This is a genomic window from Variovorax sp. P1_H12_2, assembly GCF_056405335.1.
Map to the genome: position 1 here is coordinate 1 of NZ_JBFUCI010000006.1, position 13,680 is coordinate 13,680.

A 13,680-nucleotide genomic window follows, 5' to 3' on the forward strand; every position below is an offset into this window, starting at 1 on the left:
GATCCGAGCTATCTGCCCGCGGGCTGCAGCGCCGAACAGGCCGGCTGCGTCGACCGCCACATGAGCCGCCAGCCCTGGTCGCTGCTGCTGCAGTGGCGTTGAGCCAGGGTGAAATTTTGATTCAATGCGCGAGCGCCGCATCGAGCGGCGAGGTGTCCTCGGCGACGCTGTTGCCCAGCACCTCCTCGACCACCGCGCGCGACAGCGTCGGCGCGAAGCACTCGATGAAGGCGTAGACGTAGGCGCGCAGGTAGTTGCCGCGGCGCACCGCCAGCTTGGTCAGGTTGATGCCGAACAGGTGACCGGCGTCGATCGCGCTCAACTGCGTGTCGCGTTCGGTCTCGAAGGCGATGCCGGCGACGATGCCGACGCCCATTCCGAGTTCGACATAGGTCTTGATCACGTCGGCGTCCATCGCCGTGATGGCGAAATCGGGCTTGATCGCACGCTGGGCGAAGGCCTCGTCGATGCGGGTGCGGCCGGTGAAGCCGCTGTCGTACGTGACCAGCGGAAAGCGCGCCAGCCCTTCGATCGTGAGCGGGCCGTCGAGCAGCGGATGCCCGGGCGGCGCGATCACCGAGTGGGTCCAGCGGTAGCAGGGCAGGGCGACCAGCTGCGGGTAGTCGCCCAGTGCCTCGGTGGCGATGCCGACATCGGCTTCGCCCTCGAGCAGCATCTGCGCCACCTGCTTGGGCGAGCCCTGGCGCAGGTGCAACTGCACGTTGGGGAACTTGCCGCGGAACTCCTGCACCGCGACCGGCAGCGCGTAGCGTGCCTGCGAGTGGGTGGCCGCGATCGACAGCGAGCCGCTCTCCTGTGCGAGGAATTCCTGCCCCGCCTGGCGCAGGTTGTGGCTTTCGAGCAGCACGCGCTCGATGATCGGCAGCAGGTGATCGCCGGGCGCGGTGAGTCCGGTCAGGCGCTTGCCGGCGCGGGCGAACAGGGCGAGGCCGAGCTCGTCCTCGAGTTCGCGGATCTGCCGGCTGACGCCGGGCTGCGAGGTGTGAAGCGCATGGGCCGCTTCGGTCAGATTGAAACCGCATCGCACGGCCTCGCGCACGGAGCGCAGCTGTTGGAAATTCATGGGGAGCCAAACGGAAAGCCGTGCCAAGCTGCACGAGGTGGCCGATTCTGCGGGCGTGCCTTCCCAGGCCGAACTACCGATTCGTTGCTTCCAAATGAGCGAAACATCTGTAGCCCATTCCGGTTGCAATGAAGATCTTCTTGTTACATTTACCCCCCCGACCAGGAGATCGCACTTGCATCCGCTTCTTGAATGTTCCAGAGACTCGCGCAGCGCTGCGCCACGCACCTGTCTGAGTACCGTCCTGGTGCTGTCATCGGGGTGGGCCCTCCCTGCGCATGCCTCGTTTCTCGAGGGCGAAGCGCTCGACACGATGGCCGACGTCATGTCCTATGTCGTCCTGGGGCTGGTGCCGGTCCTCGTGATCGCGCTGTTCTGGCTCGTGCACGTGATGCCCGAGAAGATCGCGGAGAAGAACCATCACCCGCAGAAGGCCGCGATCCATACGCTCTGCCTGCTGTCGCTCGTCTTCGGTGGGCTGCTGTGGCCGATCGCGTGGCTCTGGGCCTATACGCGGCCCATCGGCTACAAGATGGCCTTCGGCACCGAGAAGCACGAGGACTTCTACATCGAGCATGGCGAGCGGGCCCACCGCGACGAGCTCGAACACGAGCACGTGGATCACCTTCATGACGAACTCAATACGCTGGAGCAGCGCGGCGGGCTGACGCCCGAACTCAAGCTGGTGCGCGAGCGCCTGCGGGCCGCGCAGCAACGCAGGGTCCAGGCTGCCGCAGTGCCCGAAGGGATCACCGCGTAATGGAAGCGATCCTGCTCGGCATCTATGCCTTCTTCGTCTGGCTGATCTTCTTCAAGTTCAAGTGGCTGCCCTGGAACAACATCGCGATGGTGATCGTGGTGACCATCCCGGTCGTCGCGATGTCGCTGTTGATCATGCTGCTCAACATCTACGCACCGTCGAGCGCCGACGTGCGGGTCTTCAAGTACGTGGTGAACATCGTGCCGCAGGTGAAGGGGCAGGTGATCGAGGTGGCGGTCGAGCCCAATCAACCGATCAAGCGCGGCGACGTGCTGTTCAGGATCGACCCGACGCCCTACCGGTTGCAGGTCAAGGCGCTGGAGGCCCAGCTGGCGAATGCACAGGGGGGGACGCGCAAGATGCGCGCGGAACTCGATGCCGCGACCTCGAAATCCGGCGCGGTGCGGGCGCAGCTCGAACTCGCGCGCAAGCGGGTCGAGCAGAACCGACAGCTGGTCGCGGCAGGCGCCGGCGATCGCTTCGCGCTCGAGCAGGCGCAAGCCAACGTGCTCGAACTGCAGGCGCAGCTCGCGGCGTCGATCGCCGGCGAGGCGCAGGTGCGCGCCAGCCTGTCGGCGACCGTCGACGACGACCAGGCCGAGATTGCGCAGATCAAGGCGCAGCTCGAGAGCGCCAGGTGGGAGCTCTCGCAGACCACCGTCGTCGCGCCCTCCGACGGCCAGGCGATCAACCTGCAGCTGAGGCCCGGCTCGATGACGACGGCGTTTCCGATCACGCCGGCGATGACTTTCGTCGAGAACAAGTACCAGGTCGTCGCGCTCTACCAGCAGAACGAGCTGCACCAGGTCGCGACCGGAGACGAAGCCGAGTTCTCGCTGAAGACCCGGCCCGGCCACATCTTCAAGGCCAAGGTCGAATCCATCATCTGGGCGCAGGCCCAGGGCCAGCAGGTGAACTCGACGCAGCTGCCGACGACCGGAACGGCCGCGATCCCGCCGGGCCGCTTCGGTGTCAGGTTCGAGGTCGACCCGAAGCACCAGAACGAGTTCTTCGCTGCGGGCGCGGTGGGCGAGGGGGCGATCTACACCGAGCACCTGGCGCTGATCCACATCATCCGCAAGATCATCCTGCGTGTCGGCGCGAAGCTCGACGTGCTGATCCTCAAGCTGCATTGAGTCGCGCATGAACACGCTCTCCCTGCGCATCTGGATGGCGCTCACGCTGGCGGGGCTCGGCGCCGCCGGCTGCGCGCTGAAGCCGCCGCCCGACAGCGCCACGCTCGCGAGCGAGTCGCTGCCGAACGCGCCGACGCCGGCCGCCTGGAAGGCCGGCGCGCTGCCGGGCAGCGTGCGCAACGGCTGGATCGCGGGCTTCGGCGATCCGGTGCTGAGCCGGCTGGTCGCCGAGGCGCTGGACTACAACAACGATCTGCGCGCATCGGCCGCGAGGGTCGAGTCGGCTGCGGCGGGCGTCAAGGCGGCCGGCGCCCAGGCACTGCCCGCCATCGACTTCATCGGCCGGCGCGGCGGCAAGCTCGGCGGCGACGGCTCGGGCCTCAACGGCGGGCTGATCTCGGCCTCGTGGGAAATCGATCTCTGGGGCCGTGTGCGCTCCGCCACGCGCGCGGCCGAAGAGCAGCATGCGTCGACCCAGGCCGACCTGACGGCGGCCCGGCAGTCGATCGCAGCGCTCGTCGCGAAGTCCTGGTTCCTTGCGACCGAGGCCTCGCTGCAACGCCAGCTGGCACGCCAGATGATCGATGCCGGCCGTCAATCGATCACGCTCGCCGATCAGCGCTGGCGCATCGGGGCGGCGAGCGAGTCCGACGTGGTCCTGGCCCAGGCGTCCCTGCAGACCTATCTCGACGCCGAACGTCAGCTCGATCTCGCCTACACGAAGTCGCTGCGTTCGCTCGAACTCCTGCTGGGCCGCTATCCGGCCGCCGAGCTCAAGACCATCGACGCGTGGCCGCGCATCGACCTGCCGGTCGAAGCGGGCCTGCCGTCCGAACTGCTCGAGCGGCGCCCGGACATCGTCGCCGCCGAGCGCCGCGTGGCGGCGGCCTTCGACCGCATGCAGGAGGCGCAGGCGGCCCGGCTGCCGCGCATTTCCCTGACGGCGGGGCTCTCCTCGATCACCAGCGAGATGTTCGTCCTGAAGGATCGCGACAACCCGAACGCGAGCATCGGTGCCGGGCTGGTCGCGCCGTTGTTCCATGGCGGTGCGCTGCAGGCGCAAGTGGAGGCGCGCAGCGCCGAGCAGAAGCAGGCCACCGCCGCCTGGGCGCAGACGGCGCTGAAGGCCTTCAACGAAGTCGAGACCGCCCTCTCGGAAGAGGCCACGCTGCGGCAACGAGAACCGATCCTCGACAGACAGGTGAAAGAGGCGCAAAGAGGACTCGAGATCGAGAACGCCCGCTATCGCGTCGGCTCGCGCGATCAGCGCACCGTGACGCAGCAGGAGATGGCCGTTTTCGCGGCGCGTTCCACCCTGCTGCGCGTGCAGGCCGAACGGCGCGTGCAGCGCGTCAATCTCCTGCTGGCGCTTGGCGGGGGATGGGGCCCGGAGGCCACGCCATGACAGGAGACCCAGCCATGCGACAAGCCATCGAACAGCTCCTGGGCATTGTGGAGGCCATGGTCGCGGATGGTCATCTTCACGACCTGGAGATCGAGTTCCTCAAGGTGTGGCTTGCCGAGCACACCGAGGTCGCGCAAGTGTGGCCTGGCCATGCGGTCAGCGGCGCCATCGAAACGGTCCTGGCGGACGGCCATGTGAGCGAGGACGAGCGCGCCTACCTGATGACCACGCTCAAGCAATTGGCTTCGGGGGAATTCGCTTTCGATGATCGGGACGGCGTGGCCGAATTCGCGCTTCCTTTGGACAACGCCATCGAGGTCACGCTGCGCGACTCGCTGGTCTGTCTGGCGGGCGAGTTCCTCCATGGAACAAAGGCAGCCTGCGAGCGACTTCTGGAACGCGCCGGCGGGTGGCCGGCAGCAGCCGTCAGCCGGAACGTCCGCTACCTCGTCATCGGGTCCAAGGTCTCGCCGAACTGGACGCAAACACCCCTTGGGCAGACGATCAAGGACGCGCTGGCTCTGCAGCAGGCAGGCCACGCCATCGCGATCATCTCGGAGCGACGCTGGCTCGAATGCTTCGCGGGGAGAGCGACACCCTGACCGGGGTCTCGCCGCGAACGCCCTTCGTTCCAAGGGCCACTGCTGACGATTCATGGACCACCCACCGATCTACCGACGGAACCCTGTATGACGATGCCTTTTCAACGCCTGCGAGAGGGACTTCGCTTGGCCCGATGGGGATTTGCGGCCTCCCTGCTGCTGCTCGGCGGATGCGCCACGCGTCCGCTCAATCCGCCGCTCGCCCAGGTCGACGCCAGCAGTGGCTACCGCTTCGAGACGCGCCAGGCGGAGGTCAAGGACAAGGATGCGCTGGTCATCCTTGCCTTCTCGGGCGGCGGCACGCGCGCCGCCGCGTTTTCGTACGGCGTCCTCGAGTATCTTCGGCGCACCGAGATCGTCACGCCGAAGGGAAAGGGCCGTCTGCTCGATCAGGTCGACATTATCACCGGCGTATCGGGCGGCAGCTTCACCGCGTTGGCCTACGGCCTCTACGGCGACAAGCTGTTCGACGACTACGAGCAGCGCTTTCTCAAACGCGACGTCCAGGGCGCGATCGTGTCCCGGTCGCTGAGCCCGGGCAACTGGGCCAGGCTGTCGTCGCAGGGGTGGGGGCGCTCCGAACTGGCGTCGGAGCTTTACGACGAGCTCCTCTTCAACAACGCCACCTTCGGTGACCTGAACCGCGGCAACGGGCCGCTGATCCTGGCATCGGCGACCGACATTTCGAGCGGCGCCCGCCTGGTCTTCCAGCAGGGCGTCTTCGACGTCCTGTGCTCGGACTTGAACGCCGTGCCGCTGTCGCGCGCGGCGGCGGCCTCTTCGGCGGTGCCGGTGGTGCTCTCGCCGATCACGCTCAACAACTACGGCGGCACCTGCAACATGGCCCAGCCTCCGTGGGTGAAGCGCTTCCTCGACACCGACAATCCACCGCGTCCGGCCGCACGGGCGATCCGCTCGCTCAGGTCGCTGAACGAGTTCGGCGACGGCGCCAGGCGACCCTACCTGCACCTGGTGGACGGTGGGGTTTCGGACAACGTCGGCATGCGCGGCGTGCTCGATGCGCTGGAGGTCCTGGAGGCGATGCAGGAAGCCGGCATGCCGACCAAGCTCGACAGCGCGAAACGGATCATCGTCTTCATTGTCAATTCGCTCTCCGTGCCGCCGACCCAATGGGACGCATCGGAGTCGCCGCCCGGTAACGTGCAGATCCTGCTCAAGTCGAGCGGCGTTCCGATCGATCGCTATTCGTTCGAGGCCGTCGAACTGCTGAAGGACATGGCGGCCCGGTGGAACACGATGCGCAAGATCCGGAATTCGGCGGCGATGGCGGACAACAAGGACCCGGCGTTGGCGGCAGCGATACGGGGGCCGGACGCCGAGATCTACGCGATCGACGTGTCGTTCCCCGCGCTGAAGGACAAGGCGGAACTGGATTACCTGAACCGGCAGCCGACCAGCTTCGTCTTGCCGGACGAGGCGGTCGATCGCCTGCGCACCGCGGCGGGCACGATCATCTCGGATTCACCCGAGTTCAAGCGGTTGCTGAAGGATGTGGGCGGTCGCCTGGTCGCGCAACCTTGATGCGTGGATGTGGGTGGGCGTGACCGACGAAGCCCCGCGTGCCGGTAGCCGGTGGTGTCCTTGCCGAAGATGGCTTGGGCGATCGCTTCAATGGATGACTTTTGAATGGCGCTGCGGAACAATCGCTTCGGCCCGACTTTCGCTGATGAGGAGATGACCCCATGCTCAAGTTCAAGAGTTCGTTCGCTGGCGCGCTGGCGGCCGCCGCATTGCTGCTCGGCGGCTGCACCACCACCGGCATGGGAGGCGGCGAGATCGTGCAGAAGGGCCAGCCCGACAAGCCGGTGCTGTTCTCGTGGAAGAGCACCGACGGCGGCATCACCGGCACCATGACCGCCACGCTGCCCAATGCCACCTACCAGGGCCCCTTCCTGCAGATCACTCAGCAGACCCGCAGCGAGGCCATGGACCCGATGTGGGGCGGCGGCTGGCCGGTGGGTTGGTCCGACTGGTCCTACTGGGGCTACGGCAGCGTCGCGGGGATGGGCGGCATGGGCATGATGCCGGGCTTCGACTCGGTCCAGTTCGCCACGGTCTACAGCGGCAAGGTGATCGCCAACCTGAAGAGCCCGCAGGGCGGCGTGATGCGCTGCCGGCTGCACATGCTGCGGCCCCAGCAGGGCATGTCGGGCGGCGGCACCGGCGAATGCCAGATCCAGGGTGGCGCCACGATCCAGGCCAGCTTCTGATCTCGGGCGCGAGGCCATCCGGCTTCGCCGATCGGGCGCTCGATCGTCCGGTATTGATCTACGTCATGGATGCACCGGGTCCGGGTGCCGGGTGCCGGGAATTGGACATAGTATGCCGATGCCATCTTTCGAAGGTGTACCGGATCCATGCGGCAGAAAAAGAACTACGGCGGCGAACTCAACTTCTACCTTTTGAAATGCCTGGTGGCGTTGGTCGATCACTCGCATGTGTCGCGCGCCGCGGACGCGTTGTCGGTCAGCCAGCCGGCCATGAGCCGCGCCATGAGCCAGCTGCGCGCGATCACGGGCGATCCCATTCTCGTGAAAGGCGGCAGCCGGCTCATTCCGACCGCCAAGGCGCTCCAGCTGCGCGAGTTCGCCGAGCGCATCCTCGGAGAGATGAGCGAACTGCTGGGCAACGCGGTCGCCTTCGACCCGTACCGTACGCGCTACCAGTTCCGGATGATCGCGACCGACTATCTGGAGTGTCTGTTCATGGACCGACTTGTCCAGCATCTCGGCAGCCGCTTCCCGGGGATCGCGATGTCGGTCCGGCATCCGGTCCATCCCTCGGAGTTCAGCAAGGTGCTGGAGTCCGGCGAAGTGGATTTCGCGGTCGGCATCCTGCCGAGCAACATGCGCGAGCTGCGCCACCGGCTGCTCTTTCGAGATCGCATCGTCGGCGTGGCGCGCGCGGGCCACCGGGCGATCGGCCGGGCGCTGTCACCGGCGGCGTTCGCCGCGCTCGACCACCTGGTGATCATGCCGAACACCACCCACACCTTCGGCGAGGCGGTCGACGTTGCGCTCGAGGCCCAGGGCCTGGAGCGCAACCGCCGCTTCGTCACGCCGAACTACATCACCGCTTCGCATCTGTTGGAGAAAACGGACATGGTGGCGCTTCTGCCCCTGTCGCTGGCGTCGCGTTTTCGCGATCGCTTCGGGCTCGCCGAACTGGCGCTGCCGATGGACGTGCCGGAGTTCGAGGTCCACATCTCCTGGCACGATCGCACCCACCGTCACAGCGCCCACATCTGGTTTCGCGACCAGGTGATGCAAAGCCTCGACCCGAGCCGGCAGGGGACCGACATGTTACTCACAGACACTTTTATTCGATAAGTGCATAGAGCACATCCCTGCGCAGCATGGACAAGGCGCCGTGGACTCTCAATACTTGAGCTTTGCCGTTGATTCGGCCCGCAAGGATCCCGAGGATCGGCGCGACCGGACTTCGGACGCATGTATTGGTAGCTCCTCCTTTATGTCACGAACGATACGATCCGTTGATGACCTCGCCCAACTTCCCGACGCCGAAATGCTGGCCTGCCTCGGCGCCCTGCGAACCGCCATCCATGAGGCCAAGCGCCAGCACGCGTCTGCGCTGCGCGAGCAGCTGATCCCGCCGGGCTCGCCGTTCAGCTTTCCATCGTTCGACTGGCGCCCCCGGGGTGCCCAGCGCTTCAGCATGCCCGACCAGCTCAGTCGCGAGACGCCGATCGATGAGATCTCGATGCGCGTGGGCGCCCGGGAGGCCCTCAAGAACCTCAGCATCTTCTGCATCGACGACCTCTCCGCGATCAGCGAAGAGGACTTGCTGAAAGAGGAGGCGATCGGTGCCAAGACCGTGGGCCGTCTGCGCGAAGCGCTGGCCCGCGTGGGCCTCGACTTTCTGCCGAATGCCACCGCGCTGCAGGGCCAGCGCCGCGGCGCCGAGTGGGCACCGTCGACCGGGGTCGGCTTCAGGAAGTCCGAAGAGGCCGCGAAGCCACGGTTCGTCGAGGTCCGAGAGCGGCTGAGTGAACAAGCGCGCCAGGCGCGCGACTTGAGCGAGAGCATGGACTGGATGGGTCTGTATGCCTACCCCTCGCAGCTGATGAAGCTCAAGCCTGGCGACGTCGGTATCTTTGTCTGTCCGCCAGCGTGGAGGGGGCGGCTGGGCACGGTCTGCGGCGTCTGGGTCAAGGGGCGCACCGACTGGGCGTCCGGCTTTCCGCCCGGCACGCCTTGGAAGGAAGTGTTCTGGACCGAGGCGCACATCGATGGCCTGAAAGTGGTGCGCGCGCCTCTGCCCGGCCAGTCCGGCAGCGATGAGCCCAGGCAATTCGTGTTCGCACCCCGTGTCGCCGCGTCGACCTCCGAACCGGGCGTGGCCAAGCTCGACCAGGTGGTTTCGCGCTGGCGCGGCCTGTACGGCGCGGGTTCGCRCATGGACCCGGCCATTCACGGCCGGGCGATGTCCGACTGACACCGTGCCGTCCGGTGGCCGGGGCGATCGGCGTGCCCCGGCCTCTGGCCTCCCGGAAGTCCGTTGAAGCCCCGGGACACGCCCAATGATCTGATGCGCTTTGTTGCTTTTCAAGGTATCAAAATGCATCCGCTTCTTGGATCGCCGAAGGGGCGACGTCTCCATCGGTCGGCGGCAAGCGCCACACGCTGCGCGACGTTTGTCACGATCACGCGATGAGATGGGGTCGGCCGAGGGTCTTCACCAGATGAGGCGATGAGTGCGGACTTACTCTGGGAGAGGAAGGTCGTTAAGCTACCACTCCCGAATGGACGACGAATTCAACTCATGACTCAAACCTATTCCCAACTCCAGAACAAGATCGCGAAGCTCCAAAAGGCTGCCGACGCGCTGCGGCAGAAGGAAGTGGCGGGCGTCGTTTCGCGCATCAAGGTCGCCATCGAACACTATGGCTTGACGGCTCGGCAACTCGGCTTGGCCGACGGACCCGCGCCGGGCCAGGCCGTGACCAGGGCCAAGCCGTCCAAGAAGGCGAGGCAATTCGGCAAGCCTGCGGCCGCCACGAAGCACAAGTACAGCAACGGCAATGGGCAGTCCTGGTCTGGACGCGGCCCGCGTCCGCGTTGGCTGCGCGAGGCGATCGCTGGCGGCCGGGCTCTCGACGAGTTCCTCGCGACGCCCGGCGCACCCGCCAAAGTGATCGGCGCGGCGGCGAAGACCAAGACCGCCAAGCGCCGGCCGTCGACGGTGCTGTATCGCGATGGTGCCGGGAACTCATGGACCGGCCGCGGCCCGCGACCGCGCTGGATGAAGGAGGCCATCGCCGGCGGCAAGACGCTGGATGAGCTGATGAGCTGAAGAGCGCCTGGCTACTTCGCCGGCGCGCCGCGCTCGGCCGTGTCGCGGCGGACAATCTCCGTCACCAGCGCCTGGAACTGCCTCGCGAGGACCATCCGCACGATCACGGTGCCGATCACCGGCGGCACCGGGAACGCCGGCGTCAGGCCGCCCGCATAGGACAGCCGCACCAGGCCCGACGGCAGCGAGTCGACCGCATAGCGGCCCTCCATGGCCCGGAGGTTGCCGCTCACGGCATGCGCGACGATCCGCCGCTGAGGTGTCTCGAGCACCTCCAGCCGCACCTCGATCGGCTGGCTGAAGAACAGGAAGGACAAATCCCCGGCCAGGTCGACCTGCAGCTTGTCGCCGTCGCGCCGCACCACCTTCGAGCTGCGCATGAACGGGATGAATTCGGCGAGATGGTCGTAGTCCGAAATCACCGCCCACACCGTGCGCGGGTCGACCTCCAGGTCCGCCGAAGCCGTCACTGCGATGAAGCCCCCCCGGTTCTCGGCAGCGATGTCGAGCTGCTGCGCCATCGCCTCGGCGTGCGCGCCCGGCATCCCGAGCAGGAGCAGGGCCAGGGCCAGGAGGATGGCGATCGTCCGGCCTGGCATGGCGGTCAATCCAGATCACCCGGCAGCACGGTACGGCGCGACCGGATCCTGAAGCGCAGGCTCAACCGGTCCTGAACCTGCACCGCGCCGCCGAGGATGGAAAACGGCACGATGCCGAAGTCCGACTGGTTGAACTCGAACGAGCCACCGACTGCCATCGTGTCGGGTCCGGCCTCGACCCGTGCCGGGACCACGAAGGTGCGCGTCACGCCGCGCAGCGTGATCGTGACATTCAGGCCCACGCCGGTGGCTGTGCGGTCGCCGCTGGCGACGCGGATCAGGGCGTAGGGAAACCTCTGCGTCTCGAGCACCTTGTCGAGCATGTTGGCGCGCGTGCCGGCGATGTCGGATGCGCTTGGCTGGGTGTCCAGGCCCGCCTCGGCGCGAAGCAGCGGCTCGTCGACCACGAGCTCCGCCAGCGGCACGAAAAGATCGGCGCGGCCGGCGTCCGGCGCGATCCATCCCTGAACCGCATGGCTGGCCACCACGTGATCGTGGCCGAGGTGCCCGAGCGATCCTCCGCGTCGCACCGTGATCACGACCAGCGATTGCGCGGCGTCCACGCGATGGACCGAACGTCCCTGTGCCGCGGCCTCCTCGTAGGCCTTGCGAAGAGACATCTCGGGCGCCAGGGCTGTCGCGGAATCCGGCTCCCGCACCGGCTCGCGGCCCTGCTGCGCGCACCCGGCCACCACCAGCGCGAGCAGAACGGCGCACTGCACCGCGTGCAGCCGGGTCACCTCAGCCGTCCTTGCGCAGCCGCACGCGGAACTTGATGGTCACGTCGGGGCCGATCACGTCGGTCGCGACCCATTCGCCGGTGCCGATGCCGAACGGCGCCCGCTTGACCACGAACTCGCCGTCCAGGGTCGCGCCGTCGCCGGCGGGCGTCCAGCTGAACGGCACTTCGACCGGCTGCTGCACGCCCTTGAGCGTGAGCGTGCCGTGCGCCACGAAGCGATTCGCGACACGGGCGATGTCGGTGGCGCGGAACTCCGCCTGCGGGTACTTGGCGAAATCGAACCATTCGGGGCCGGCGATCGCCTTGTTGATGTCGGCGCTGGCCATGTCTGCGCTGGCCACTTTGATGGTGACATCGAGCCGACCGCCGACCGGAGTCGGCGGATCGAAGCGGGCGCGGACGTCGAAGTCCTTGAACACACCCGGCGCCGGCACGGTCTCGAAGGAGGCGACGAACTCCAGGCGGCTGCCGGATGGCTCCATCTTCCAGTCGGCCGCGTGCGCGATCTGCAAAAAAGCTGCGCAGGCGAGCAGCGAGACGAGAGCGGCGAGTCTTTTCATTTTGGAAGAATCCTTGCAGGCAGCATGCGGATCAGCACATTGTCCCGCTGGATGAAGTGATGGCGCAGCGCCGCGCCGATGTGCACCAGCAGGAGCAAGGCCAGCAGCACGCCGAGCGAAAAATGCACGAGCGACGCGACATCCGCGACCTGCTTGTCGACCGCGGTGATGGATGGCAGCGGAAGGCGCCAGAAGATCTTGAACGGCACGCCCGAGGCGGAGGTGATGACCCAGCCGGCGAGCGGCATGCCGAGCATGACGAGGTAGAGCAGCACGTGGCTCGTGCGAGCCGCGGCCCGCTCCCAGGCCGGCATCCCGGCCGGAAGCGGCGGCGCAGGGGTCGCCAGCCTCCACACGAGACGCAGGACCACGAGGGTCAGAACCAGCATGCCGATGGACTTGTGCCAAACGAAGAGATCGATCTTGGTCGGCGACAGCCGCCAGGTCGCGGCCAGCCAGCCGAGCGCGAACTGCGTGAAGATCAGCAGCGCGATCAGCCAGTGGAGGAACTTCACGACCCCGTTCCAGGAGGGTTCGATGTCCGATGCCTTCATGCAGATCCCGCGGTGCGCGCGAACGCCCGTCCTCGCAGGGGGTTTCTTTGCGGAAAATCCGGCGCAACAGGGTCGTGCATCGACCGGAGTATCTGCCGCCAATCGCATGTCGGCTACTGCCGGCCGCCCTTGCCCACTTCAGCTCCGCTGAGACAGAGAGCTTGCGCTGCCTGGCCCGAGCCCGTGCCGCAGGAAATGGATGTAGGTCTTGATCACCGAATCGGGGATGGCCGCGTCGCGGCTGGTATCGCTCAGCGCCTTGATGTAGAGGTAGTCCCGCGCCGCGATCAGCAAGTAGACCAGGGTGCTGAGTTCGTCTTCCCTGTAAGCGGAGAGTTCGCCTTCCGCATGCGCCCGCTTGAGGAACCTGAGGTACCTCTTCGTGACTTGGCGGTGATGGAGGGCCCACGCGGAAGGCGCTTCCACCTCGGCTTCGTTCAGCACGCGCCAGAACCACGGGTTCTCGTGGAGGTATTCGAAGACTGCGCGCACCCCGATCTCCTCGACTTCGAAGAAGCCCTTGGCGCCGTGTGCACGCTCGCGCACCCGCTCGAGCATGTGCAGGCCGAAATGCGGCAACAGTTCGTCGAACAGCGCCTGGCGCGATTCGAAGTACAAGTAGAAGGTGCCTTGCGCCATGCCGGCGTCCGCGGTGATGCGCTGGATCGATGCGTCGCGGTAGCCGTACTCGCCGACGACGCGCGCGGCGGACACGAGCAACTGCTCACGCGTGCGTGCCGCACGTTCTTCCCGCGTGAGCTGCACGCTGGCCGACACCTTGCGCGTCTTTCGGGGGGGAGTCGAAACCGTTGCCAAACCAATCCTTTCGCGGGCCGCACGGCGCCAGGATGCAGGCGCGCGAGCTCATTTTTTCAGTCTACCGGATCGTCTCTGCGTCTCCGGT

15 protein-coding genes are annotated in these 13,680 nt (G+C 66.7%); 9 read left to right on the forward strand and 6 right to left on the reverse strand.

The genetic code is table 11. From position 1 onward, the window contains the following. Nucleotides 1–121 precede the first annotated feature (121 nt). Entirely contained in the window at nt 122–1,084 is a 963-nt protein-coding gene (locus AC1D2K_RS01525) for a CysB family HTH-type transcriptional regulator (protein WP_478085751.1), read from the reverse strand. A gap of 313 nt (nt 1,085–1,397) precedes the next feature. On the opposite strand from AC1D2K_RS01525, the gene AC1D2K_RS01530 reads away from it, so the two are divergent. From AC1D2K_RS01530 to AC1D2K_RS01570, 9 genes are all read left to right on the forward strand, one after another. Then, nucleotides 1,398–1,844 (forward strand): DUF3302 domain-containing protein, encoded by a 447-nt coding sequence (locus AC1D2K_RS01530; RefSeq protein WP_478085752.1) that lies wholly within the window; start codon nt 1,398–1,400, stop codon nt 1,842–1,844. Further along, complete coding sequence (locus AC1D2K_RS01535) at nt 1,844–2,980, forward strand: HlyD family secretion protein (protein WP_478085754.1); 1,137 nt, start codon at nt 1,844–1,846, stop codon at nt 2,978–2,980. Before AC1D2K_RS01530 ends, AC1D2K_RS01535 begins: the two co-directional genes overlap by 1 nt. 7 nt (nt 2,981–2,987) lie before the next feature. Then, the gene (locus tag AC1D2K_RS01540; protein ID WP_478085755.1) at nt 2,988–4,385 is read left to right on the forward strand and encodes a TolC family protein; all 1,398 of its coding nucleotides are present in this window, start codon (nt 2,988–2,990) and stop codon (nt 4,383–4,385) included. 14 nt (nt 4,386–4,399) lie between these two features. Next, nucleotides 4,400–4,987: a BRCT domain-containing protein gene (locus AC1D2K_RS01545; RefSeq protein WP_478085756.1), complete on the forward strand. Its 588-nt coding sequence runs from the start codon at nt 4,400–4,402 to the stop codon at nt 4,985–4,987. Nucleotides 4,988–5,113: 126 nt separating this feature from the next. Further along, complete coding sequence (locus tag AC1D2K_RS01550; RefSeq protein ID WP_478085758.1) at nt 5,114–6,529, forward strand: patatin-like phospholipase family protein; 1,416 nt, start codon at nt 5,114–5,116, stop codon at nt 6,527–6,529. Between the two features lie 161 nt (nt 6,530–6,690). Beyond that, nucleotides 6,691–7,218, forward strand: coding sequence for a hypothetical protein (locus AC1D2K_RS01555; RefSeq protein ID WP_478085759.1), 528 nt, complete (start codon nt 6,691–6,693; stop codon nt 7,216–7,218). 147 nt (nt 7,219–7,365) lie between these two features. Next, complete coding sequence (locus AC1D2K_RS01560; protein ID WP_478085761.1) at nt 7,366–8,337, forward strand: LysR family transcriptional regulator; 972 nt, start codon at nt 7,366–7,368, stop codon at nt 8,335–8,337. Between the two features lie 40 nt (nt 8,338–8,377). Then, the gene (locus tag AC1D2K_RS01565) at nt 8,378–9,463 is read left to right on the forward strand and encodes a DNA-directed RNA polymerase subunit alpha C-terminal domain-containing protein (protein ID WP_478085763.1); all 1,086 of its coding nucleotides are present in this window, start codon (nt 8,378–8,380) and stop codon (nt 9,461–9,463) included. Nucleotides 9,464–9,718: 255 nt separating this feature from the next. Then, nucleotides 9,719–10,321, forward strand: a complete 603-nt coding sequence (locus tag AC1D2K_RS01570) for an H-NS family nucleoid-associated regulatory protein (RefSeq protein WP_478085764.1) — start codon at nt 9,719–9,721, stop codon at nt 10,319–10,321. A gap of 11 nt (nt 10,322–10,332) precedes the next feature. Here AC1D2K_RS01570 and AC1D2K_RS01575 read toward each other — a convergent pair whose 3' ends face one another. The 5 genes from AC1D2K_RS01575 to AC1D2K_RS01595 form a co-directional block, all read right to left on the reverse strand. Then, the gene (locus AC1D2K_RS01575) at nt 10,333–10,920 is read right to left on the reverse strand and encodes an SRPBCC family protein (RefSeq protein WP_478085766.1); all 588 of its coding nucleotides are present in this window, start codon (nt 10,918–10,920) and stop codon (nt 10,333–10,335) included. 5 nt (nt 10,921–10,925) lie between these two features. Beyond that, on the reverse strand, nt 10,926–11,660 hold the full coding sequence (locus AC1D2K_RS01580) for a YceI family protein (RefSeq protein ID WP_478085767.1): 735 nt from the start codon (nt 11,658–11,660) through the stop codon (nt 10,926–10,928). Nucleotide 11,661: 1 nt separating this feature from the next. Beyond that, entirely contained in the window at nt 11,662–12,222 is a 561-nt protein-coding gene (locus AC1D2K_RS01585) for a YceI family protein (protein WP_478085768.1), read from the reverse strand. Continuing rightward, nucleotides 12,219–12,776 (reverse strand): cytochrome b, encoded by a 558-nt coding sequence (locus AC1D2K_RS01590; RefSeq protein WP_478085770.1) that lies wholly within the window; start codon nt 12,774–12,776, stop codon nt 12,219–12,221. Before AC1D2K_RS01590 ends, AC1D2K_RS01585 begins: the two co-directional genes overlap by 4 nt. A 138-nt stretch (nt 12,777–12,914) precedes the next feature. After that, a complete protein-coding gene (locus tag AC1D2K_RS01595; protein ID WP_478085772.1) occupies nt 12,915–13,592 on the reverse strand; it encodes a TetR/AcrR family transcriptional regulator in 678 nt (225 codons plus the stop codon). Between the last annotated feature and the right edge of the window lie 88 nt (nt 13,593–13,680).